Source organism: Actinomycetospora cinnamomea (genome assembly GCF_003096675.1).
In the GTDB taxonomy this organism is placed as follows: domain Bacteria; phylum Actinomycetota; class Actinomycetes; order Mycobacteriales; family Pseudonocardiaceae; genus Actinomycetospora; species Actinomycetospora cinnamomea.
Genome location: NZ_QEKW01000005.1, coordinates 23,623 through 45,573, shown reverse-complemented (window position 1 = coordinate 45,573; position 21,951 = coordinate 23,623). Strand labels below are relative to the sequence as shown.

Annotated in this window: 23 protein-coding genes; 10 read left to right on the top strand and 13 right to left on the bottom strand. The window is 75.1% G+C overall.

Translation table 11 applies throughout. The annotated features are described in order from the left end of the window. Window positions 1–47 precede the first annotated feature (47 nt). The 7 genes from C8D89_RS11365 to C8D89_RS11335 are packed head-to-tail and all read left to right on the top strand — an operon-like array spanning window position 48 to window position 8,587. Window positions 48–2,060, top strand: a complete 2,013-nt coding sequence (locus C8D89_RS11365) for an acetyl/propionyl/methylcrotonyl-CoA carboxylase subunit alpha (protein ID WP_207787178.1) — start codon at window positions 48–50, stop codon at window positions 2,058–2,060. Next, the gene (locus C8D89_RS11360; RefSeq protein ID WP_116708250.1) at window positions 2,057–3,916 is read left to right on the top strand and encodes an acyclic terpene utilization AtuA family protein; all 1,860 of its coding nucleotides are present in this window, start codon (window positions 2,057–2,059) and stop codon (window positions 3,914–3,916) included. The genes C8D89_RS11365 and C8D89_RS11360 overlap by 4 nt, the downstream gene beginning before the upstream one ends. Further along, window positions 3,913–4,947, top strand: coding sequence for a TIGR03617 family F420-dependent LLM class oxidoreductase (locus C8D89_RS11355; protein ID WP_116708249.1), 1,035 nt, complete (start codon window positions 3,913–3,915; stop codon window positions 4,945–4,947). The genes C8D89_RS11360 and C8D89_RS11355 overlap by 4 nt, the downstream gene beginning before the upstream one ends. After that, a complete protein-coding gene (locus C8D89_RS11350) occupies window positions 4,944–6,485 on the top strand; it encodes a class I adenylate-forming enzyme family protein (protein WP_116708248.1) in 1,542 nt (513 codons plus the stop codon). Before C8D89_RS11355 ends, C8D89_RS11350 begins: the two co-directional genes overlap by 4 nt. After that, on the top strand, window positions 6,486–7,643 hold the full coding sequence (locus C8D89_RS11345) for an acyl-CoA dehydrogenase family protein (RefSeq protein ID WP_116708247.1): 1,158 nt from the start codon (window positions 6,486–6,488) through the stop codon (window positions 7,641–7,643). It abuts the gene before it with no gap. Window positions 7,644–7,679: 36 nt separating this feature from the next. Further along, a complete protein-coding gene (locus tag C8D89_RS11340) occupies window positions 7,680–8,180 on the top strand; it encodes a GNAT family N-acetyltransferase (protein ID WP_165825656.1) in 501 nt (166 codons plus the stop codon). Beyond that, complete coding sequence (locus tag C8D89_RS11335; RefSeq protein WP_133251879.1) at window positions 8,177–8,587, top strand: hypothetical protein; 411 nt, start codon at window positions 8,177–8,179, stop codon at window positions 8,585–8,587. The genes C8D89_RS11340 and C8D89_RS11335 overlap by 4 nt, the downstream gene beginning before the upstream one ends. On the opposite strand, the gene C8D89_RS11330 is transcribed toward C8D89_RS11335, so the two are convergent. Further along, window positions 8,588–8,821: a hypothetical protein gene (locus C8D89_RS11330; RefSeq protein ID WP_116708244.1), complete on the bottom strand. Its 234-nt coding sequence runs from the start codon at window positions 8,819–8,821 to the stop codon at window positions 8,588–8,590. A gap of 104 nt (window positions 8,822–8,925) precedes the next feature. On the opposite strand from C8D89_RS11330, the gene C8D89_RS11325 reads away from it, so the two are divergent. Together C8D89_RS11325 and C8D89_RS11320 are read left to right on the top strand one after the other, a co-directional pair. After that, window positions 8,926–10,251 carry an O-acetylhomoserine aminocarboxypropyltransferase/cysteine synthase family protein gene (locus C8D89_RS11325; RefSeq protein ID WP_116708243.1) on the top strand — a complete coding sequence of 442 codons (1,326 nt, stop codon included), beginning with the start codon at window positions 8,926–8,928 and terminating at the stop codon, window positions 10,249–10,251. Then, entirely contained in the window at window positions 10,248–10,733 is a 486-nt protein-coding gene (locus C8D89_RS11320; RefSeq protein ID WP_116708242.1) for a CoA-binding protein, read from the top strand. The genes C8D89_RS11325 and C8D89_RS11320 overlap by 4 nt, the downstream gene beginning before the upstream one ends. Here the strand turns inward: C8D89_RS11320 and C8D89_RS11315 are convergent, their stop codons facing one another. Both C8D89_RS11315 and C8D89_RS11310 read right to left on the bottom strand, forming a co-directional pair. After that, entirely contained in the window at window positions 10,734–11,372 is a 639-nt protein-coding gene (locus tag C8D89_RS11315) for a response regulator (protein WP_116708241.1), read from the bottom strand. It abuts the gene before it with no gap. A 30-nt stretch (window positions 11,373–11,402) separates the two neighbouring features. Further along, window positions 11,403–12,809 (bottom strand): metalloregulator ArsR/SmtB family transcription factor, encoded by a 1,407-nt coding sequence (locus tag C8D89_RS11310; RefSeq protein ID WP_165825655.1) that lies wholly within the window; start codon window positions 12,807–12,809, stop codon window positions 11,403–11,405. A gap of 48 nt (window positions 12,810–12,857) precedes the next feature. On the opposite strand from C8D89_RS11310, the gene C8D89_RS11305 reads away from it, so the two are divergent. Beyond that, window positions 12,858–13,499 carry a maleylpyruvate isomerase family mycothiol-dependent enzyme gene (locus C8D89_RS11305; protein WP_116708239.1) on the top strand — a complete coding sequence of 214 codons (642 nt, stop codon included), beginning with the start codon at window positions 12,858–12,860 and terminating at the stop codon, window positions 13,497–13,499. Here C8D89_RS11305 and C8D89_RS11300 read toward each other — a convergent pair. The 10 genes from C8D89_RS11300 to C8D89_RS11255 all read right to left on the bottom strand — a co-directional run bounded on the left by C8D89_RS11300 (window position 13,496) and on the right by C8D89_RS11255 (window position 21,910). After that, complete coding sequence (locus tag C8D89_RS11300) at window positions 13,496–13,840, bottom strand: VOC family protein (RefSeq protein ID WP_165825654.1); 345 nt, start codon at window positions 13,838–13,840, stop codon at window positions 13,496–13,498. The genes C8D89_RS11305 and C8D89_RS11300 overlap by 4 nt on opposite strands. 11 nt (window positions 13,841–13,851) lie before the next feature. Further along, entirely contained in the window at window positions 13,852–14,814 is a 963-nt protein-coding gene (locus C8D89_RS11295) for a sensor histidine kinase (protein ID WP_243418030.1), read from the bottom strand. Window positions 14,815–15,019: 205 nt separating this feature from the next. Beyond that, window positions 15,020–15,784 (bottom strand): class I SAM-dependent methyltransferase, encoded by a 765-nt coding sequence (locus C8D89_RS11290; protein ID WP_207787177.1) that lies wholly within the window; start codon window positions 15,782–15,784, stop codon window positions 15,020–15,022. 89 nt (window positions 15,785–15,873) lie between these two features. Beyond that, window positions 15,874–16,284, bottom strand: coding sequence for a hypothetical protein (locus C8D89_RS11285; protein ID WP_116708237.1), 411 nt, complete (start codon window positions 16,282–16,284; stop codon window positions 15,874–15,876). A gap of 49 nt (window positions 16,285–16,333) precedes the next feature. Beyond that, the gene (locus tag C8D89_RS11280; protein ID WP_116708236.1) at window positions 16,334–18,037 is read right to left on the bottom strand and encodes an Hsp70 family protein; all 1,704 of its coding nucleotides are present in this window, start codon (window positions 18,035–18,037) and stop codon (window positions 16,334–16,336) included. Then, window positions 18,016–18,390, bottom strand: coding sequence for a hypothetical protein (locus C8D89_RS11275; RefSeq protein ID WP_116708235.1), 375 nt, complete (start codon window positions 18,388–18,390; stop codon window positions 18,016–18,018). The genes C8D89_RS11280 and C8D89_RS11275 overlap by 22 nt, the downstream gene beginning before the upstream one ends. Then, entirely contained in the window at window positions 18,387–20,240 is a 1,854-nt protein-coding gene (locus C8D89_RS11270) for a dynamin family protein (RefSeq protein WP_116708234.1), read from the bottom strand. The genes C8D89_RS11275 and C8D89_RS11270 overlap by 4 nt, the downstream gene beginning before the upstream one ends. Beyond that, window positions 20,237–20,644: a nucleotide exchange factor GrpE gene (grpE, locus tag C8D89_RS11265; RefSeq protein WP_116708233.1), complete on the bottom strand. Its 408-nt coding sequence runs from the start codon at window positions 20,642–20,644 to the stop codon at window positions 20,237–20,239. Before grpE ends, C8D89_RS11270 begins: the two co-directional genes overlap by 4 nt. Before the next feature lie 12 nt (window positions 20,645–20,656). Continuing rightward, complete coding sequence (locus tag C8D89_RS11260; protein ID WP_116708232.1) at window positions 20,657–20,989, bottom strand: hypothetical protein; 333 nt, start codon at window positions 20,987–20,989, stop codon at window positions 20,657–20,659. Between the two features lie 111 nt (window positions 20,990–21,100). Next, complete coding sequence (locus C8D89_RS11255) at window positions 21,101–21,910, bottom strand: serine/threonine-protein kinase (protein WP_165825653.1); 810 nt, start codon at window positions 21,908–21,910, stop codon at window positions 21,101–21,103. Window positions 21,911–21,951 lie beyond the last annotated feature (41 nt).

Sequence of the window (21,951 nt, the reverse complement as noted above, 5' to 3'; positions counted from 1 at the left end):
TTTGCTGGCGTCAGACGCCAGGAACTCCACATTCTCGAGGTGAGCCAGTGATCAGCACGCTGCTCGTGGCCAACCGCGGGGAGATCGCGCGGCGGGTGATCCGGGCGGCGCGCACCCTCGGCGTCCGCACGGTCGCGATCTACTCCGAGCCCGACGCCGACGCCCCGCACGTGGGCGAGGCCGACCGGGCGGTGGCACTGCGCGGGTCGACGAGCACCGAGACCTACCTCGACGTCGACCAGGTCCTCGCCGCGGCGCGCGCCACCGGCGCCGACGCCGTGCACCCCGGCTACGGGTTCCTGTCGGAGAACGCGTCCTTCGCCCGCGCGTGCGCCGCCGCCGGCCTGACGTGGGTGGGCCCCGACCCGGCGGCGATCGAGGCGATGGGCGTCAAGCACACCGCCAAAGCGCTGGCCCGCGAGGCCGGCGTGCCGACGCTGCCCGACGCGTTGCTCGACACCGACGACCCCGGCGACTGGGCCCGCGCGGCCGACGCCGTGGGCTTCCCGCTGCTGGTCAAGGCCTCGTCGGGCGGCGGGGGCAGCGGGATGCGGGAGGTCCGTTCGTCCGACGCGCTCGCCGACGCCGTCCGCTCCGCCCGCACCGAGGCCGCGCGGAGCTTCGGCGACGGCACAGTGTTCCTCGAGCGCCTGCTCGACGCCCCCCGGCACGTGGAGATCCAGGTGGTGGGCGACGCGCACGGGCGCGTCGTCCACCTCGGCGAGCGCGAGTGCTCGATCCAGCGCCGGCACCAGAAGGTCGTCGAGGAGGCGCCGTCGCCGGTCGTGTCCCCGGCCTTGCGTGAGCGCATGGGCGCCACGGCTGTCGCGCTGGCGGAGAAGCTGGGCTACGTGGGCGTGGGGACCGTCGAGTTCCTCATCGAGGATGCGGAGTTCCTGGCGTCTGACGCCAGCAAAGCCGCATTGCTCGAACTCCCCGAGTTCGACTTCTTCTTCCTCGAGATGAACACCAGGCTCCAGGTGGAGCACCCGGTCACCGAGGAGGTGTACGGCGTCGATCTGGTCGCGCTGCAGCTCGCGATCGCCGACGGGGAGCCGCTGCCGTTCACGCAGGACGACGTGCGGCCTCGGGGGCACGCGATCGAGGTGCGGCTCTACGCCGAGGACCCGGCGGCGGGCGACCGGCCGAGCCCGGGCACCCTGCACCACTACCGCCATGACGACACCCTCCGCTGGGAGGACGCGCTCGGGACGAGCGGCGAGGTCAGCGCGTTCTACGACCCCATGATCGCCAAGGTCGTCGCTCACGCCCCGACGCGCACCGCGGCCGCGAGGAAGCTCGCCGCCGGGCTCGCGCACGCCGAGATCCACGGGCCGACCACCAACCGCGACCTGCTCGTCGCCGTCCTGCGCGACCCCGACTTCCTCGCCGGCGCCACCCGCACCGACTTCCTCGACACCCACCGGGACCTGCGCACCCCGGAACCCGCGACCCCGCGCCTCGTGCACCTCGCGGCCGCCGTCGCCGCCACCACCGCGGCCCGGCGCGCCCACGACCCCCGGGCCCCCCTCGCCCCGCCCGGGTGGCGCACGCTCCGGAACACGCCCCGCCCGGTCATCCGCTGGGCCGGCCCCGACGGCGAGGTCGCCGTCAGCCACCGCCTCGACGCCACCGGCCTGACCCTTACCGTCGACGGCATCGACCACCACCTCGGCCTCCGCGACCTCACCCCGGGGACCGTCCGTCTCACCCTCGACGGCGTGGAGTACCGCTGCCGTGTCGCCCAGCACGACGGCGCCGCGTACGTCGACGACGGCGAGGGTCACAGCACCTGGCGCGAGGTGCCCCGCCTGCCCGCTCCCGACGCCGCGGCGGGCGGGGCGGGGCCGGTCAGCGAGGTGCCCGGCACGGTGGTCGAGGTGCTGGTCCGCGAGGGCGAGCACGTCGTCGCCGGCCAGAAGCTCGTCGTCCTGGAGGCGATGAAGATGGAGCACCCGGCGCTCGCGGCCGCCGACGGGGTCGTCGAGACCGTGCACGTCGCGGTCGGCCAGTACGTCGACGCGCACGCGACGCTGGTCACGCTGGGAGTCGCCGAGTGATCGCGATCGCCAACGTGTCCGGGTTCTACGGCGACCGGCTCGCCGCCGCCCGCGAGATCGTCGACGCCCACCGCGAGGGCCGCGTCCACGTCGACGTCCTCACCGGTGACTGGCTCGCCGAGCTCACGATGGGCCTGCTCGCCAAGCAGCGCGAGCGCGGCGCCGGCGGCTGGGCATCGACGTTCGTGCGCCAGATGCGCGACGTGCTCGCCGACTGCCTCGACGCCGGCATCCTCGTCGTCGCCAACGCGGGCGGGCTCGATCCCGCCGGCTGCGCCGCGGATATCGCCGCGATCGACGAGCGCGCCGTGGTCGCCTGGGTGGGCGGGGACGACGTCACCGACCGTGTGCGCGCCCTGCCGCCCGAGCAGACCGCGCACCTCGAGACCGGCGAGCCGCTGCCCGACACGCCGGTCGTCGCCAACGCCTACCTCGGCTGCCGCGGTATCGTCGCGGCGCTCGCCGACGGCGCGAACGTCGTCGTCACGGGCCGGGTCACCGACGCCGCGGTCGTCGTGGGCCCCGCGGCGTGGCACCACGGCTGGGATGCCGACGACCTCGACGCCCTCGCCGGCGCGGTCGTCGCCGGGCACGTCATCGAGTGCGGCGCACAGGCCACGGGCGGCAACTTCTCGTTCGCCGGCGAGCTCGACGGCACCGAGCACGTCGGCTTCCCCGTCGCCGAGATCGAGGCCGACGGTTCCGCGGTCGTCACCAAGGCGGCGGGGACGGGCGGGGCGGTGACCGTGGAGACGGTCACCGCGCAGCTGCTCTACGAGGTCGACGGGCCGCGCTACCTCACCCCGGACGTCACCGCGCGCCTCGACACCGTCGCCCTCACGCAGGAGGCGCCCGATCGCGTGCGGATCGCCGGGACCCGCGGCGAGGCGCCGCCGGACACCGTCAAGGTCGGCGCGGTCGTGCCCGCCGGCTGGCACAACGAGATGACCTTCGTGCTCACGGGTCTCGACGTCGAGGCGAAGGCGGAGCACGCGCTCGCCGCGCTGTGGGCCGGAGTGCCGGGCGGGCGGAAGGCGTTCGACCGCGTCGAGACCCGGCTGCTGCGCGCCGACCGCCCCGACCCGGCACGCATGACCGAGGCGGTCGCCCTGCTCACCGTGGCCGTCGCGGGCACCAAGGAGGCCGCGGGACGCCTGTCGCGTGCCGCCGTGGAGACCGCTCTCGCCGGCTACCCGGGCTTCTTCGCCACGGCCCCGCCCGGCCCGGGCAGCGCCGCGAGCGTCTTCTGGCCGATCCTCCTGCCCGCCGCCGACCTGCCCCAGCTCGTGGGCCTCGGCGACCGGGTCCGGACCGTCGACCCGCCCGCCGCCCGCCCGAGCAGCGAAGGACGCCCCGACGGCGTCGCACGCAGCGAAGGAGCCCCTCGCACCGAGAACCCTGCCGCCCGCCCGAGCAGCGAAGGACGCCCCGACTGCGTCGCACGCAGCGAAGGCGTCCCTCGCTCCCCCAGCCCCGCCACCCCCAGCTCCGCCACCCCCAGCCCCGCCGCCCCCAGCCCCGCCGCCCGCGTCCCGCTCGGGCGGCTGGTCGGCGCGCGGTCGGGCGACAAGGGCGGCAACGCGACGCTGGGGTTGTGGGCACGGGACGACGCGGCGTACGACTGGCTCGCCGGCTGGTGGGACGACGAGCACGTCACGTGGCTGCTCGGCGAGGACGCGGCGGGCTGCCCGTTGCGGCTCTGGGCGCTGCCGGAGCTGCGCGCGGTGGGGGTGACCGTCGTCGGGTTCCTCGGCCGCGGCGTGGCCGACAACCTCGCGCTCGACCCACAGGCCAAGGGGCTCGGCGAGTTCGTGCGGGCCCGACACGTCGAGGTACCCGAGGAGCTGCTGCGATGAAGGTCGACGCGACCGTGGTGACCGGCGGGCTGGACAGCTTCGCCGACGACGCGGTGACCGCGGAGAAGGCCGGCTACGACGCGGTGTGGGCGTCGGAGACCCAGCACGACCCCGCCGTCATGATCACGCTGGCGGCGACGCGGACCGAGCGCATCACCCTCGGCACGGCGATCTCCGTCGCGTTCGCCCGCACCCCGATGACGACCGCGATGACCGCCAACGACCTGCACCTCGTCACCGGCGGGCGCTACGTCCTGGGGCTCGGCACGCAGATCAAGCCGCACGTCACCAAGCGGTTCTCGATGCCCTGGTCGCGCCCCGCCGACCGGATGCACGAGTACATCCGCGCCGTGCGGGCGATCTGGGACGCCTGGGCCACGGGCGAGCGCCTCGAGTTCCGCGGCGAGTTCTACACGCACACGCTGATGACGCCCTTCTTCTCGCCCGGCCCGAACCCCCACGGCCACCCACCGATCCACCTCGCCGGCGTCGGCCCGCGGATGACCGCGGTCGCCGGAGAGGTCGCCGACGGCTTCATGGCCCACGCGTTCTCCACGGAGCGCTACCTGCACGAGGTGACGCTGCCCGCCCTGCACCGGGGCTTCGAGCGCGCCGGCCGCGACGGGAGCGGGTTCGAGTTCTCGGCCACGGCGCTCATCGCGACGGGCGACACCGAGGAGGAGTTCGCCGCGTCGGTCCGGGAGGTGCGCCGCCAGGTCGCGTTCTACGGCTCGACCCCGGCCTATCACCCGGTGCTCGAGCTGCACGGCTGGGGCGAGCTCGCCCGTGAGCTCAACACCCTGTCCAAGCGAGCGGCCGAGGATCCGACTCAGTGGGAGGCCATGGGCGACGCGCTCGACGACGAGGTCCTGCACACCATCGCGATCGTCGCCGAGCCCGACCAGGTCGGCCCCGCTCTCGAGCGGCGCTTCGGCAGCGTCGCCCAGCGGATCCCGCTCTACGCCCCCACCGGCTCGCAGACCGACCGTTGGGGTCCGGCCCTGGCCTACCTGCACGGGCTCCCGACATGAGCATCTCGGGCCTCCTGCGCACCGCGGCCCGGGACCGCCCGGACGCCGTGTTCCTCCGCGAGGCGGAGCCCGGCCGGCTGCGCTCCGTGGCGCGGGAACCCGGGGCCGTCACTCTCGCCGAGCTCGACGAGCACGTCGACCGGCTCGCGGCGGGACTCGCCGCGCGGGGCGTCGGGCCGGGCGACCGCGTCGGCGTGGCGTTGCCCAACGGGGCGGCGTGGGTCGGCCTGCTGTTCGCCACGACCCGGCTCGGCGCCGTGCTCGTCACCCTCAACGTCCGCTACCGCGGGAGCGAGCTCGAGCACATGCTCGGCGACTCCGGGGCGCGCCTGGTCGTGACCGTGCCCGAGGCCGGCGACACCGACCTCACCGCCCTCTACGCCGAGCTGCGGCCCCGGCTGCCGGGACTCGAGCACGTGGTCACCGACGCGGACGAGCTCGTCGGCGGGGCGCCGGCCGCGGCCCGGGGCGACGAGGCGGGCACCGGCGATCCGGCCGTCCTGCTCTACACCTCGGGCACCACCGGGGCACCGAAGGGCGCGGTGCTCACGCACGGCAGCCTGCTGGCCTCGGCGGGGGCGGAGGCGGAGCACCTCGGGCTCGGCCGCGACGACCGGTTCCTCGCGACCATGCCGTTCACGCACGTCGGCGGGCTGACCTGCACGCTCCTCTCGGCACTCGTCGCGGGAAGCGAGGTCGTGCTGACCCCCGGCTTCTCCCCGGCGGGCGCGCTGCGCGACGTCACCACCCACGGCGTCACGGTCTTCGCCGGCGTGCCGACGATGTGGACGCTGCTGCTCGCCGAGATGGCCCGCGCCGGCGTCGGCACGCTGGAGACGCTGCGCTACGCCGTCGCGGGCGGCTCCAACGTCGAGCCCGCCCTGTGCGCGGCGATCACCGCCGCCGCCCCGCACGCCCGCGTCGTCAACCTCTACGGGTTGTCGGAGACCTCCGGCGCCGCGGTGATGTCGGCGCTCGACGACGACGCCGACACCGTCGCCGGCACGCTCGGTGTACCGCTGCCGGGGATCGAGGCGCGGGTCGTGGACCCCATCGAGGGCACCGACGCCGACGAGGGCGAGCTCTGGCTGCGCGGCCCGTCGGTCGCGGCGGGCTACCGCAACGTGCCCGACGCCGCGACGTTCCGTCCCGACGGCTGGTTGGCGACGGGTGACGTCGTCGCCCGCGTGCGGGGCGACCACCTGGCGCTGCGCGGGCGGCTCAAGGAGATGTTCATCTCCGGCGGCTACAACGTCTACCCCGTCGAGGTCGAGAACGTCCTCGGCGCGCACCCGGGCGTCGCGATGGCGGCCGGGGTGGGCGAGCCCGACGACACCCACGGCGAGGTCGGGCACTACTTCGTGGTCCGCCGCGAGGGCAGCACCGTCACCGCCGACGAGCTCGTCGCCCTCGCCGCCGAGCGCCTGGCGGACTACAAGGTGCCGCGCGTCGTCGAGTTCGTCGACGAGTTGCCGCTGACACCGGCCGGGAAGATCCAGAAAGCCGTCCTCCGCCGGCGCGTGCAGAAGGGGTCGTAGATGGTCGCGTTCACCGAGGAGCACCAGGCGTTCCGCAAGACCGTGCGGGCGTTCGTCGAGCGGGAGATCGACCCGTACGTCGATGCGTGGGAGCGCGAGGGGCGGATGCCGACGCACGAGCTGTTCGGCAAGCTCGGCGACCTCGGCTTCCTGGGCCTCGAGTACGACCCCGCGTACGGCGGCGGGGGCGCGGACCACCTGTTCTCGGTGGTGCTGGCCGAGGAGATCGGGCGCGCGGACGCCGCGGGGGTCGGCATGGCGATCGCCGTGCAGACCGACATGGCGACGCCGTCGCTGGCCCGCTTCGGCAGCCACGAGCTCAAGGAGCGCTACCTCGCACCGGCGATCCGCGGGGCGCACGTCACGGCGATCGCGGTCACCGAGCCCGACGCCGGCTCCGACGTCGCCGGGCTGAAGACCCGCGCGATCCGCCGCGAGAACGATCATGGAGCGGACGAGTGGGTGATCAACGGCTCGAAGCTCTACATCACCAACGGGGTGGAGGCGGACTGGCTCTGCCTGCTCGCCCGGACCTCCGACGAGGGGGGCGCGCGGGGCATCAGCCAGATCGTCGTGCCCACCGACACCCCCGGCGTCAGCGTCTCGCGCAAGCTCGACAAGCTCGGCAACCGCTGCTCGGACACCGCGGAGCTGGCGTTCGACGGCGCGCGGGTGCCGGTGGCCAACACCATCGGCGAGGTCGGGCGCGGCTTCCAGCAGCAGATGGCCCAGTTCCAGAACGAGCGCATGGTGGCCTGCTACGGCCGGGTCGGGGCGTGCGAGCGGGCGCTGGACCGCACGGCGGCCTACCTGCGCACGCGGGAGGCGTTCGGCGGGCCACTGATCAGGAACCAGTACCTGACCTACCAGCTCGCCGAGCTCTACGCCCGCCTCGACATGTGCCGGCACTACAACTACGCCTGCGCCGAGGCCTACCTGCGCGGGGAGGACACCTCGAAGTTCGCGACGATCGCCAAGCTCGCGATCGGCCGGCTCTGCGAGGATGTCGCCCGCACCTGCCTGCAGTACCACGGCGGGCTGGGCTACATGGAGGAGACGTGGACCGCGCGCTTCCTGCGCGACATGCGGATCACGTCGATCGGCGGCGGCGCCGACGAGGTCATGCTCCAGGTCATCGCGAAGATGCACGGTATGTGAGTGAAATTCACGGCTGTAGCCGCGAACATCGCTCACGTGGGGATCGAGGTCGTGCCGCTGCAGCCCGAACAGGCGGTGACGCTGCTGACCGAGCCGGAGGCGTTCGCCGAGCGCTTCGGGCTCACGCCGGTCGAGGGGTTCCTGGCGTTCCCGGAGGCGCTGGAGCCCACCGTCACCGCGCTCGAGGGCGGGGTCGACCCGGCGTGGTTCGCCCACCTGGTCGTCGAGGGGGACGAGGTGGTGGGGCTCGGCGGCTTCACCGGCCCTCCGGTCGACGGCCAGGTCGAGATCGGCTACTCGGTCGCGCCCTCGCGTCGGGGCCGGGGCGTGGCGACGGCGGCGGTCGGGCTGTGGCTCGCGCACGCCACCGCGGCCGGGCTGCGCCGGGTCGTGGCGCACACCCGGCCCGAGGAGACCGCGTCGACGACGGTGCTGCGCCGCCACGGCTTCCTCCGCGACGGCGAGGCCACGGACCCCGAGGAGGGCACGGTCTGGCGGTGGGCACGGGACCTGCGGTGCCCTACCGTGCGCCCGTGACCACCCCCGCCCCGCCGACCCCCGTCGAACGCTCGTTCCGGCTCTGGATCGCCGCCGTGGTCGTCGGCGTCCTCGGCAGCGCCCTCTCGTTCGCGACGATGCCCGCGGCCCCGGGCGCTACCGCGGCCGCGGGGACCATCGTCGGCGCGATCATCGGCCTGCTCTTCCTCGGCGCGATCGTCTACTGCGCGCTGCGCCTGCGCCGCGGCGAGAACTGGGCCCGCATCGCGCTGACCGTCCTCGGCGGCATCTCCGCGGTGTTCACCGTGCTCGGCGTCCTGCTCACCGCGGGCCTCGGCGTCAACCTCGGCCTCCTGTCGACGACCGTCAGCCTCCTGCAGGCCGCGCTCATCGTCGCGGCGATCCTGTTCTCCTTCCAGGCGCCGGCGAACGCCTACTTCCGCTGATCAGGCGTGGTCGACCGTCGACGCCCCGACGGACGCCGAGGCGCAGTGGGCGCAGCAGAAGAACCGGCCATCGGCCTGGTGGCCGTGGCCGACGATCGTGACGCCGCAGTGCTCGCAGCGCGGGGCCATCTTGTGGATCGCGCACTCGAAGCTGTCGAAGGTGTGCGTCGCACCCTGCGCCGTGATCTCGAACGCCAGCTCGTAGTCGTTCCCGCAGGTCTCGCAGACGGCCATGGTGGTCCTCCCGTGTCGACGAGTGGCAGGCCTTCCCACCCATGCGCCGTCGGCAATCATTCGCCGGTCGTCCGGGTGCCGTCGTCGTGCGGTAGAACGGCGGGGTGGCCGCTGACCGTCCCTGGGGGTTCCGCACCCGCGCCGTGCACGCCGGCGCCGTGCCCGACGCCGCGACGGGCGCCCGCGCGGTGCCGATCTACCAGACGACGAGCTTCGTCTTCGACGACACCGCCGACGCCGCGAACCTGTTCGCGCTGCAGAAGTACGGCAACATCTACAGCCGCATCGCCAACCCCACGGTCGCCGCGCTCGAGGAGCGCCTGGCCAGCCTCGAGGGCGCGCTCGGCGCCGTGGCCACCAGCTCCGGGCAGGCCGCGGAGTTCCTCACCTTCGCGACGCTCGCGGGCGCGGGCGACCACATCGTGGCCGCGGCCGCGCTCTACGGGGGCACGGTCACCCAGCTCGACGTCACCCTGCGCCGCTTCGGCGTGGACACGACGTTCGTCGCCGGCGACGACCCCGAGGCCTTCCGCGCCGCGATGACCGACCGGACGCGCTGCGTGTTCGCCGAGATCATCGCGAACCCGTCGGGCGAGGTGACCGACGTGGCCGCGCTGGCCGAGGTGGCCCACGAGCGCGGTCTGCCGCTGATCATCGACGCCACCATGGCCACGCCGTACCTGTGCCGGCCCATGGAGCACGGCGCCGACATCGTCATCCACTCGGCGACGAAGTTCCTCGGCGGGCACGGCACCACCCTCGGCGGGGTGATCCTCGAGTCGGGCCGGTTCGACTGGGGCAACGGCAACTTCCCCCAGATGACCGACCCGATCCCGTCGTACGGCGGGCTGACCTGGTGGGGCAACTTCCAGGAGTACGGCTTCCTCACCAAGATCCGTTCGGAGCAGCTGCGCGACGTCGGGGCGACGCTGTCGGCGCACTCGGCGTTCCTGCTGCTCCAGGGCGTCGAGACGCTTCCCCAGCGGATGGAGGCCCACGTCGCGAACGCCCGGCGCGTCGCCGAGTGGCTCGAGGCCGACGAGCGGGTCGCGTGGGTGAGCTACGCGGGGCTGCCGAGCCACCCGCACCACGAGCGGGCGCGCCGGTACCTGCCGGCCGGCCCCGGAGCGGTGTTCAGCTTCGGGGTCCGCGGTGCCGACGAGGACCCGGTGAACTCGGCCCGGGCGGCGGGCCGGCGGTTCATCGAGTCGGTGCAGCTGTGCAGCCACCTCGCCAACATCGGCGACGCGCGCACGCTCGTGCTGCACCCCGCGTCCACCACCCACCAGCAGCTGACCGCCGACCAGCTGCGCGAGGGCGGCGTGCGGCCCGACCTCATCCGCATCAGCGTGGGGATCGAGGATGCCGACGACATCCTGTGGGACCTCGACCAGGCGCTCACCGAGGCGACGAAGGAGTCCGGCCGATGACGAGCACCGCGGGCACCTGGACCCCGCCGACCGCGCAGGAGCGCCAGGCCGTCCTGCGCCGCACGCGCACCGTCGCGATGGTCGGCGCCTCGCCGAACCCGGCACGGGCGTCGAACTTCGTCGCGACCTACCTGCTCGGGTCCACCGACTACGACGTCTGGTTCGTCAACCCGAATGCGAGCGAGATCCTCGGCCGGCCGGTGTACCCGTCGCTGGACGCGCTGCCGGTGACGCCCGACCTCGTCGACGTCTTCCGCCGTCTCGAGGACCTGCCCGACGTCCTCGACGCGACGATCGCGGCCGGGGCGGCGACGTTCTGGACGCAGTTCGGCCTCTACGACGAGCAGCTCGCGCACCGCGGTGTCGAGGCCGGCCTGACCGTGGTGATGGACCGTTGCCTCAAGGTCGAGCACGCCCGCTTCCACGGCGGGCTGCATCTCGCGGGCTTCGACACGGGGGTCATCAGCGCCCGCAAGCGGTGATCAGCCGCGACGGCGCCGCGCCTCGGTCGCGACCTTCGCGGCCTGCACCCGGCGCTCGAGGCCGAGCTTGGCGAGCAACCGGGTGACGTGGTTCTTGACCGTCTTCTCGGCCAGGTGGAGCCGCTCGCCGATCTGGCGGTTGGTGAGCCCGTCGCCGACGAGGTCGAGCACCGCGCGCTCCTGCGGGGTCAGCTCGGCGGTGGGGTCCGGGGGCCCCGACGGCGTGCGCAACGTCGCCATGACCACGGCGGCGGCCCGGTGGTCGAGCAGGCTGCGCCCCGACGCGACGTCGCGCACCGCTGCGGCGATGTCGCTGCCGCGCACGTCCTTGACGACGTAGCCGCTCGCGCCCGCGAGCACGGCGTCGAGGATCGCCTGCTCGTCGGTGAACGAGGTCAGCATCAGGCAGGCGAGCTCGGGGTGGCGGGACCGCAGCTCGCGGCACAGCTCGACGCCGTTGCCGTCCGGAAGGCGCACGTCGAGGACGGCGACGTCGGGCGCCACGACCCCGATGCGGGCGAGGGCCTCGTCCACCGTGCCGGCCTCGCCCGCCACCGCGAGGTCGGGCTCGCCGGCGAGCAGGTCCGCCACGCCCCGGCGCACCACCTCGTGGTCGTCGACGAGGAACACACGGATCACGCCGCGAGCGTAGGCGGCGAGCCCGCGGTCTCAGGCGTCGGCGGTCTCCGGCGCGCGCACCACGAGCACCGGGCACCTTGCGTGCACGACGACGCCGAGGCCGACCGAGCCGATCAGCCGCGTGGCGAGCGCGCCCCGGCCGCGGTGCCCGACGACGAGCAGCTCGGCGTCGCGGGCGACGCGGCACAGCACGTCCGCGGGCGCGCCCGCGTCCGCGACGACCCGCACCTCCGGGACGTCCACACCCTCCCCCTTCGCCGCCGCGACGGCGTCGTCGACGGTCCTCTGCACGCCGGCGCGGACCCTCTCGCCCACCGCTTCGAGATCGGGCGGCGCCGAGCCGAGCTCGATCGCCCACTGGTCCGACGGCGAGAACGCGGCGACGGCGGTGACGTCGGTGCCCAGCCGCGCGCCCTCGCGAAGCGCCCGGTCGAGCGCGACCCGCGCGCCGGCCGACCCGTCCACGCCGACCACGACCGTGCCGGCTCCGGTCTCGGCGTCGTGCTCCGTGCTCATCTGCGGGTCCTCCTCCCGGCGGCGCCCGCCGCTCGCCGCCCAGCCTCGCCGGGCGACGGTCGCCGGGGGAGGGACCAGCGGGACACCCCCGCCGGGACCAACGGCGCCGGACCAGCCGGCCCGCCCGCCGGCCGGGTTCAGCCGGTCGGGGGCGTCCCACGGTGCTTGGGCCGGCGGGAGCGCGGTTCGGCCGCCGCCGCGTCGTCGACGAGGTGCGGGGCGGCCTCGGCGAGTCGGCCCAGGACCAGCCGCCACGCGTGGTGCATGAACGTGGCCTGCTCCAGGGTGTCCACCAGCTGGTGGACCTCGACGCGCCCCCCCCCCGTCCACGGCGTCGCTGAAGTGGGCGTACGCGCGCTGCTCACCGCCGGGGACCGGCACCTGGTCGTCGGCGAAGTCCCACCACATGACGATCAGCTCGGGCTCGACGACGTGCTCGTAGCGGCCCCGCACCTGCGTGCCCCACTCCAGCGTGGCCGAGACGTGCCCGTCCACGACGCTGACCGGCGCGCCGAGCCACCGCGAGTACAGCTGCGCGTCGGTGAACGCCTCGAACACCCGGCCCCGGGAACAGGCCAGCTCGACCGACGCGCTGGCGACGTGGCCGGTGCGCGCCGAGGCACGCTCGCGCTCGGGGACGTCATCGGCCGGGGTCCAGCGCTCGGTGCCCTGTCCGAGCAGCTCCTGCACGGCGCCGAGCACCGGGCGGCGGGCGCGGTAGCGCCGGAAGCTGCCGTCGCCCCCCATCGCGACCAGGCCGGCCTCGCGCCACACCCGCAGGTGCTCCGACACGGTCGGGGCGGTGACCCGCAGCGCCGCGGCGATCTCGCCGGCCGCGCGCTCCTCGTCGCCGAGCATCCAGAGGATCTCCCGTCGGGTCGGGGACGCCAGCGCCTGCAGCACTCCTCGGCTGTCGTCCACCGCGCCTCCGTCCTTGACCGGCTGTTTCGCCGGCAGTCTCATTCGTCGATGAGCGAAACGAAGCGCACCACGGCCGACACCTGGGACCTGATCGCCACCGAGCGCCGCCGGCTGCACGAGGCGCTCGTGGGGCTCGACGACGCCGCGTGGTCCCGGCCCGCCCTCTGCGAGGGCTGGACGACGAAGGACACGCTCGCCCACATCGTCTCGACCCTCGAGATGACCCCACCCCGGTTCGTCCTCGGCCTCGCGCGCAGCGGCTTCTCGTTCCCGCGGATGGTCGGCCGCAACATCCAGGAGCTCGGCGCCGAGCCCGTCGCGAGCCTGCTCGCCCGCCTCGAGCGCGGGATCCACGCCCGGACCGGACCCCCCGGCCCGACCGCTTCGTGGCTGGTCGAGACCGTCGCCCACGGGGAGGACATCGCCCACCCGACCGGCACGACGATCGCCCACGACGAGCGGGCCCTGCGCGCGGCGGCCGACACCGCGAGCGGCATGCAGCCGCTGGTCGGCGCCCAGAAGCGCATCGCGGGGCTGCGCCTGCGCGCCACCGACACGGACTGGTCGGTCGGCGACGGGCCCGAGGTGAGCGGTCCGCTGCGCCTGCTCGTGCTCGCGATGGTCGGGCGGCCCCCGGTGCTCGACGAGCTCGCCGGTGACGGCGTGGCCGTGCTGCGGGAGCGGTCCTAGGGCTCCCAGTAGACCTCGACGCGGTGGCCGTCGGGGTCCGCGCACTTGAGGGCCACGTAGCCCGGCTCGTCCCACTCCTCGACGATCTCGGCCCCGGCCGCGCGGAGGTCCGCGAGGACGGCGCGCACCGCGTCGGCGTCGGTGAGCCGGAACCCGACGTGCAGGAACGGGTGCAACGGGGCGGCCACGCCCGCGTCGGGGTGCAGCGCGAGGTCGAAGGCGTCGCGGTTGCGGACGATGACCGTGCCGTCGTCGTGGGTGGTCGCCGTGGCGGGGTCGAAGCCGAAGTGGGAGGCGTAGAACGCGACGCTGCGCTCCGCGTCGCGCACCGGAAGACCCACGTGCGTCACGTTCACGGCTCGTCCCGGTGCATCGTCATCCGGACGGTCGTCCCGAGGCTCGGGTCGCTGTGCACCTGCACGAGGTCGCAGAGCTGGTGGGCCAGGCGCAGGCCGTAGCCGCGGCCGTCGGCCGGACCGCAGGGGTGGCGCCCCACGAGCGGGTCGGCGATCCACCCGCTGTCCTGCACCTCGCACACCACCGCGGCCGGCTCCGCCGCCTCCCATCCCGACGCGGAGCCGGACTCCCGCGTCCAGAGCGCGAGCAGACCCGGCCGGCCGGTGTGCACGACGGTGTTCACCGCGACCTCGTACGCGGCCAGGCACAGGTCGGCGACCCGGTCCTCGTCGACCCCCGCACGCAGGGCGTGCTCGGCGACCGCGTGGCGGACGATGCGGGGCCCGTCGGGGGCGCTGAAGACGAGCGTCTCGCCGATCTCGGTGGGCTCGGCCAGGGGTCCGCTGAACCACTGGGCGACGTCGGTGGGGTCGGCGTAGCGCTCGCTGGTGGTGGTCGTGTCCCGCTCGACGACGACGGGGTGCGTCCGGCGGGCGTCGGCGATCACCGCCGGGGCGAGCGCCGTCGTGTCGTAGGGGCAGAGCACCGTCGCCGGCCGGTCCGCCAGCGCCACGTTGATCAGTGCCTCGTGCTGCACGGCGGCCGCGTACTGCTGGGGGCTGCGGCCGGCCCAGATCGGCTCGCCGATGATGCGGACCCGTCCGGCGTGGGCGTGCTCGTCGACGAACGCACGCAGCACCCCGGCGATGATGCGCCCGGGGTTGCGGCCCGCGAGCGTCATGTCGTGCAGGCCGACCTCGGCGGCCACCGGTCCGAGCGCCTGGCGGACCAGGTCGAGCTTCGTCGGCGGCGCCGCCATCATGACCGGCTCCCCGGCCTCGAGCCCCTCGCGCAGGAACGGGACGGTGCCGGCGAGGTAGGTCTGGTCGTCGGCGTAGAACAGCGCGGGATGGACCAACGCCCCGACCGCATCACCATGCCGCCCGTGGTCAGGTCCGGCACTCACTGTCGCCACTCCGGTGATCGGGGTCGTTGCCCGACCCATCATGCCTGGTCGTGGCGGTGATCACTTTCCCTCCCCGTCACTGTCCGCTGAGCGGTACCGGCGGTCGGGGGAACGGCCGACGCACGCGGCGGCAGGGATGCCGCCGTCCGGCCCGTCCCTAGCGCGGCGGGACCCAACCCTTCACGAAGGCGAAGTGGTCGTCGAACCGCAGGACCGGGTCGCGGTAGGCGTGGCGGAACTGGTCGATGCCGGCCTGCAGCTCGTCCTCGGAGAACTCGCCCAGCACCGACATGTAGCGCGACTCGAGCATGCGGATGTAGCGCTCCCGCTCGATCGCGACGTGGAACGTCCGGTAGCTCACCGACGCCCGCAGCCCGGCGGCGGAGACGAGGTCGGCGATCTCGCCGGGCTCGGGCTGCAGCTCGCGGAAGCGCTCGTGGGCCGCCCGGAACAACGGGTGGTGGATGGTCCGCGGGAGCATCACGACGAGGATCCGACCGTGCGGTGACAGCAGGCCGACGAGCCCCTCGAGCGTGGCCCTCCGGTCGGCGACGTGGTGGATCGCCTCCTTCATGACGACCGCGTCCAGCGCGCGGTCGTCCGGCAGCGCCACCCGGCCCGACGCGAGGTCCTCCGCGGACGCGTGCAGGGGCCGCAGCCCCGGGAGGGCGGGGAGCCGCTCGAGCATCGCCGCGACGGGGTCGACGCACAGGACGGGCCGCTCCGGTTCGACGTACTCGCAGAGCCGCCGCGTGTAGAGGCCGGTGCCGCAGCCGACGTCGGCGATCGTGTCGGTCCGGATCAGCCGCAGGGTGTCGGCCATCGCCTGGGCGAAGCGCCGTACGTGGTCGGGGTCGTAGGCCCAGTGGTCGTCGTCGGCGCGTGCGAGGCGCTCGTAGTGCTCCGCGATCCGGTCGGTCACGGTCGGCCTCCTCGCTGCCTGGACGGCTCCGCCCGTGGGGCAGCGTGACAGACCGGCGGGGAGAAGGGGACCCGCGGGCTCGCCCCGTGCTACCGGGCCCCGGTCGCCCCGCGGGTGAACGACCAGGCCGCGACGAGCACCGAGCCGACGGTCAGCACCATCGCGCCGGGGATGTGCACGAGCAGCGGCCCGTAGCTGCCGACGTAGGCCTGCAGGAAGCTCAGGGCGAACACCAGGGCGGCGACGACCAGCGGCCACAGCGCCGCGCCGCCCCGCCACGCCAGCGCGGCCGCGACCATCGTCAGGCCGGACAGGACGTGCAGCACGATCGCCCCCGTCGCGTGGGCCGCCAGGGCGCCCCCGCCCCCGCTCTGGCCGACGAGCCCGCCGGCGGTCAGGAACTGGAACAGCAGGGCGACGACCGTGAGCACCGACAGGACGCGCAGGGCCGTGACGACGGCGGGCGCCGCGGTCGGGCGTCGGGTCGCGGTGTGGGTCATGGGGCTCCTTCGTCGTCGTCGTGCCCGGCGTACCCCGCGGGCGGGGTACTCACCCTGGCCGAACGGCCGACGACGTCGCCCACCCGGCCAGCCGTTCGGCCACCGCGTCGAGGCGCTCGAGGCAACGCCCGAGGCCACCGAGCTCGTCGCGTCCCTCGCGCAGCACCTGCAGCGCGACCGCGGGCGGCAGGCCGGGGAACGGGCTGAAGCGCGCCCCGATCGCGCTGCCCACCTCCTCCAGCGCGGTCTCCAGCCGCCGCCGTGCGGCAGCGTCCCCCGCGCCGGTGCGCACGGTCGGCGCCCCGAGCCGGTCGGCGACGCCGGCGGCCTCGGCGACGGCGCCGATCTCCCGGGCGATCTCGTCGAGGTCCTCGGCGGCGCTCTCGGTGACCTCCGGTGCGGCGTGCCGTCCGGGCGGCACCCGTGACGGCCCGCTCGACGGTCGGCGGATCGTCGTGGCCCCGTCCGGCGGAGGCTCGGGCGCGGGGAAGCCCGCCGGTGTCAGCGGCGGAGTGGGCCGCGCGGGCGGCGCGTGCGGTGGCGGCGACGGGACGCCGGGCCGGGCCGGGTGCCCGCCGGGTCGGCGCCCGCGCGCGGGTTCTCCCGGGAGCCGGACGTGCATCGTCGCGCTCACCGAACCCGGCACGGTCGCGAGCGCCCCGAGCGCGACGACCGCCTTCGGGTCGTCGCGCATCCCGGGCACGTGCCCGAGCAGGTCGGCGAGCAGCGTGCTGATCCGCGGGGTCCGGCTGGTGCTGCCGGTGAGGAAGACGTCGACGAGCGCGTCGGGGGTGGTGCCGGCGCGGCCGATGGTGTCCTGCAGCTCGGCGACGCTGCGGGCGAGCAGCGGCTCGACGGCGCGCTCGTACTCGCGGCGCGTCACGCGGATCTCGTCGTCGTAGCCGGGCACCCACAGGTTCACCGCGGGCAGGCGCGAGAGCGCCTCCTTCGCCTGGGTGACGTCGCGGCGCAGCAACGTGCGGTGACGCTCGGCGACGCGCCCGGGCGCCTCCCACAGCTCGGTCCACCGGTCGGCGTCGAGCGCCTCGGCGTGCTCGGCGAGGATCTCCATGAACGCGGCGTCGAGATCCTCGCCGCCGAGGGCGACGTCGCCGCCGGGCGAGCCCGCGAGCTCGAAGCCGACCCCGCGGCGGCGCAGGACGGCGGTGTCGAACGTGCCGCCGCCGAAGTCGTAGACCCCGATCATGCCGCCGTCGGGCACCGCCTGGTCGTCCGAGCCGCTGCGCACGTAGTGGTGCGCGGCGGCCACGGGCTCGGCGACGAGGTCGGGCTCGCCCAGGCCCGCGCGCTCGGCGGCCTCGGTGAGCCGGCGCAGCTCGAGCCCGCCGGCCTGCCAGCGCGCCGGGTGGGTCAGCACGACGCGTCCCGGACGCCGCCCCGAGAACCGGCGCACGGCCTCCCCGGCGACCCGGTCGAGCACGGCCGCGACGAGGTCGACGGTGGCCACGGTCCGCGGCCCCAGCAGCACGTGCTCGGAGGCGACGAGCGCCCGCTTGGGCACCCGCTCGGTGCGGTCGGGCGCCATCGCCGACTCGTTGAGCGCGTCGCGGCCCACGAGGATCGTGCCGTCGTCGTCGAGGCACACCAGCGACGGCACGTACTTCGAGCCGTCGATCTCCAGCACCTCGGTGCGCCCGTCGACCAGCGTGGCGGTCGTGGTGAACGAGGTCCCGAAGTCGATCGCGAGGTCCCAGCCGCGGCCCGGGGGGATCACACCGCCCCGCCGTCCCACGCGCCGTCCTCCCAGGCGTCCCCGAGCTCGGCCGGCTCCCCGCCCGGATCGCCGTCGTCGTGGACCTCCACCGTCGGGTCGGCGTCCCAGCCCGCCGGGGCGTCGCCCGGGGGGTCGGTGGCGTCCCCGTCGTCGGCGTCGTCGGCGTCGTCGGCGCCGGCGTCGGGCCCCGTCACGACGGCGAGCATGTGCTCCCACACCGCGTCGGGCAGCTCGCCGTCGTCGACCGTGAGCGAGCTCGAGAGCAGGTCCTGCTCCGCCCCGGTGAGCACGGCGTCGGGGTCCGTGTCGGGGTAGCGCGACATGTCCAGCCAGACGTCCCGACCGGCTCCCCCGGCTCCCTGCGCGGTCACGACGACTCCCCTCGGTGGGCCGGCAGCTTCCTGACCAGCTGCTCGGCGGTCTCCCGCAACTCGTTGCGCTTCTTCAGCCGGGCGTCGACCTCGGCCTTGCGGCGGGCCAGCGCGCTCTTCTCGGCGGCCAGGTTCTTCTCGTGCTCGGCCAGGCTCGCGGTGAGCCGGTCCTTCTCCTGCGCCAGCGCGGTGGTGATCTGGCGGCCGAGCACCTCCCGTGCCCCGGTGACCGCCTGGGCCACCACCGGCGGGATCTCGTTGTTCAGCCGCGTGGTCACCTCGCCGAGGTAGCGGCGGGCGTCCTCCCGGCTGCGGGCACCGCGCTCCTTGCTCCAGCGCCGCCAGGAGAAGAACCCGACCGCGCCCAGTCCCGCCAGGATGCCGACCGGCGGGGCGACCACCAGCGCCACGAGGTGCCCGAGCCCCATCCCGAGGCCGGCGGCCATGACGCCCTGCTCGGCGAAGCTCGTGCTGCCCTGGCCGCGGGCGGCCTCGGGCAGCTGCGCGAGCCGCTCGGGGGCGTCGGGGACGACGCCGGAGAGGTCGACCTCGACGCCCTCCAGGTCGGCGAGCAGCGCCTCGCCCAGCGCGGTGAGCTCGCGGCGCAGCAGCGTGTCCATCTCGATCCACAGGGCCTGCGCGCGCGGCGGGAGGTCGGTGGCGACCTCGTCGAAGACCTTGCTGCTGCCGGTGGCGATGCGGTCGCCGACCTCCTTGCGCAGGTCCTCGATCCGCCGCGCGAGCTCGGTGCGCATCCGCTGCTCGAGGCGCGCCGAGCGCTCGCCGAGCGTCTGGCGCCACGTCGCGTTCTGGCCCTGCAGCGCGGTGAGCGCCGCCTTCTCCTTCGTGACCAGCTCGGCGAACTCGCCGGAGAGCGAGAGCGAGAGAGCCCGGCGCACCTGCAGGCCGGAGAGCCGCTTGGCCGTCGCCGTCGCCTGGTGGACGAGGTTGGCCAGGCGGAGGCCGTCGGCGCCCTCGGCGAGCCCGGCGAGGTGGTCGGTCAGCGGGTCGATGCCGCTCGCGGCCCGCTCCTCGGCGGCCTCGGTGAGCTCGCCGTCGGCCTCGGCCTCGAGGGCGTCGGCGGCCGCGCGGCTCGAGACGCCGAACCAGGGCGCGTCGGCGTAGCGCGGGGCGTGCTGCGCGATCAGCGCGACGTCGCGGGCCTGCACCTCCTCCCACGCCGGGAACTGGTCGATCTTGGTCAGCGCGAAGACGACCGTGGCGATCCGCTCGGTGGCGCGCTCGAGGAACGCGAGCTCGGAGGCGGTGATCTCGCTGGAGCCGTCGAGGACGAACACCAGCGCGTCCGCGCGGTCCAGCGTGGCGAGGGTCAGGGCGGCGTGGCCGGCGACCAGCCCGCCGACGCCCGGGGTGTCGATCAGCTCGAGCCCGCCGGCGAGCACCGGCGCCGGCACCCGGACCTGCACCTGGCTGACGTCCTCGTGCTCCGGGGCGCGCGCGCCGGGGTCGAGCGCGGCGTACTCGGCGATGTCGTCGAGCCCCACCTCACGCCCGGTCGGCCCGCCGCCGAGCACGACGGTGGCGCCGTCGGGTCCGTGCGACACGACGATGTGCACGCAGGTGGCGACGTCGGCGTCGACGGGCAGCAGGCCCGGTCGCCCGACCAGCGCGTTGATCAGCGAGCTCTTGCCGCGCTTCTTCTCCCCGACCACGACCACCGCGGCGTGGGCGGCGCGGACGCGGGCGACGTCGGTGTCGAGCGCCTCGGCCGCGGCCTGCTCGCCGTCCTCGACGGCGGCCGCGCGCACGCCGGCCACCAACCGCAGGACCTCGTCGGTCAGCGGGTGGGGCCGCCGCCCGGTCGGCGGCGCGTCAGTGGTGGTGGTCATGCGGGATCTCCGGGGTGCTCCAGCGCGTGGACGACGACCTCGGGGCGGCGCAGGACGCGCCCCCGGTCGGCGTAGCCGGGGCGTTCGGTGCTCGCGACCGTGCGGTCGCGGGCGGGGTCGGTGGTGGGCTCGCGGTCGACCGCGTCGTGCCGGGCGCGGTCGAACGGGCGGCCGTCGGGCTCGAGGGGGACGACGCCGACCTCGGCGAGCCCGCGGTGGAGCCGAGCCCGCAGGCCGGGCGCGGTGGTACGCAGCCGGTCGGCGAGGTCGATGCACAGCGCGATGAGCGCGTCCCGCTCCCCGGCGGCGTCGGCCCCGCCCGGCAGCGTCACCGGGGCGGTGACGCTCTCGTCGGGCGCGGGACCGCGGGCGCCGGGATGCGGGGTCGTCGGCAGTGAGGCCATGGCGGTGTGCGCTCAGAAACCGGCCGGGTCGTGGGCGGCGGTGTCGGCCCGGCCGTCGCGGTCGGTGTCGATCGCGGCGGTGTCGAAGTCGCCGTCGCCGTCGGTGTCCACGATCATCGTGTCGTAGTAGCCGTCGCCGTCGGTGTCCACCACGCCGGTCTCGAAGGTGCCGTTGCCGTCGGTGTCGGAGACCGTCGTGTCGAGCACGCCGTCGGCGTCGGTGTCGGTGGAGACGACGTCCACGCGGCCCGCGTCGTCGGTCTCGTAGGTGCCGATCATCGTGCCGGAGGCGTCGTACACCCCGCCGTCGGCGCTGAAGTACATCTCGCCGGTCGAGCCGCTCATCGTGTCCTGCCCCGGGTGCGCGGGCCCACCGCCGTCGGTGGACCGTTCGCGACTGTGACGTGCCGGGGGCCGGCGGATGTTCCGGCGTCGGGGGAGAAATCTGCGCCGGATCTACCCGCCGAGCGCGGCGCGGGCGGCCGCGGCGAGGGTGCCGACGGTGACGGTCCGCTCGGCCGGTGTCTTCGCGAGCGCCCCGGCGATCACGTCGTCGAACGCGGCGGGCACGCCCGGCCGCTGCTCCGACGGCCGCGGGACCGGGCTCTCGAGGTGCCCACGCATCCGCTCGGGCAGGCTGCGCCCCGGGTAGGGGCGGGTGCCGGTGAGGCAGGTGTAGAGCACGCAGCCCAGGGCGTAGACGTCCTCGCGGTGGTCGGTCGCCCCGCCGCGGAAGCGCTCGGGCGCGGTGTGGTCGAGCGAGAGGCCGTTGCGCGAGACCAGCCCGAAGTCGCCGACGCGGACCTCGGTGGCCGCGGGGTCGGCGAAGAGCACGTTCGACGGCTTGACGTTGCGGTGGGCCAGGCCGCGGCCGTGGGCGGCGGCCAGGGCCCGGGCCGCCTGCTCGACGACGGCGACCGCGCGCTCGGGCGCGAGGACCTCGACGCGGGAGAGCAGGGTGCGCAGGTCGGGCCCGGCGAGCAGCGGCGTCGCGACGTAGAGGCGGCCGTGCTGCTCGCCGTGGTCGAGCACGGGCAGCACGTGCGGCTCGCGCAGCGTGCGCACGATGCCGCACGCGCGGTCGAACCGGGCCCGGTACTCGCGGTCGGCGCCGTCGGGGGCGAGCAGCCGCAAGGCGACGACGCGGTCGTGCGCGGTGTCGTGCGCGCGGACGACCTCTCCGGAGCGCCCGCGGTGGATGACGTCGCCCAGCACGTAGGGCCCGAGGGCGGCCCGCGCAGGGCCGGCACGGGGCGGCACGCCCACCACGGCCTCCTCCCCACGCGTCGACGGCACCGACGGCACCG

Excerpts from the sequence above, each read along its gene's own strand:
- C8D89_RS11355 (WP_116708249.1), top strand. The coding sequence starts at position 3,913 with ATGAAGGTCGACGCGACCGTGGTGACCGGCGGGCTGGACAGCTTCGCC.
- C8D89_RS11350 (WP_116708248.1), top strand. The coding sequence starts at position 4,944 with ATGAGCATCTCGGGCCTCCTGCGCACCGCGGCCCGGGACCGCCCGGAC.
- C8D89_RS11345 (WP_116708247.1), top strand. The coding sequence starts at position 6,486 with ATGGTCGCGTTCACCGAGGAGCACCAGGCGTTCCGCAAGACCGTGCGG.
- C8D89_RS11330 (WP_116708244.1), bottom strand. The coding sequence starts at position 8,821 with ATGGCCGTCTGCGAGACCTGCGGGAACGACTACGAGCTGGCGTTCGAG.
- C8D89_RS11320 (WP_116708242.1), top strand. The coding sequence starts at position 10,248 with ATGACGAGCACCGCGGGCACCTGGACCCCGCCGACCGCGCAGGAGCGC.
- C8D89_RS11305 (WP_116708239.1), top strand. The coding sequence starts at position 12,858 with ATGAGCGAAACGAAGCGCACCACGGCCGACACCTGGGACCTGATCGCC.
- C8D89_RS11285 (WP_116708237.1), bottom strand. The coding sequence starts at position 16,284 with ATGACCCACACCGCGACCCGACGCCCGACCGCGGCGCCCGCCGTCGTC.
- C8D89_RS11270 (WP_116708234.1), bottom strand. The coding sequence starts at position 20,240 with ATGACCACCACCACTGACGCGCCGCCGACCGGGCGGCGGCCCCACCCG.
- grpE (WP_116708233.1), bottom strand. The coding sequence starts at position 20,644 with ATGGCCTCACTGCCGACGACCCCGCATCCCGGCGCCCGCGGTCCCGCG.
- C8D89_RS11260 (WP_116708232.1), bottom strand. The coding sequence starts at position 20,989 with ATGAGCGGCTCGACCGGCGAGATGTACTTCAGCGCCGACGGCGGGGTG.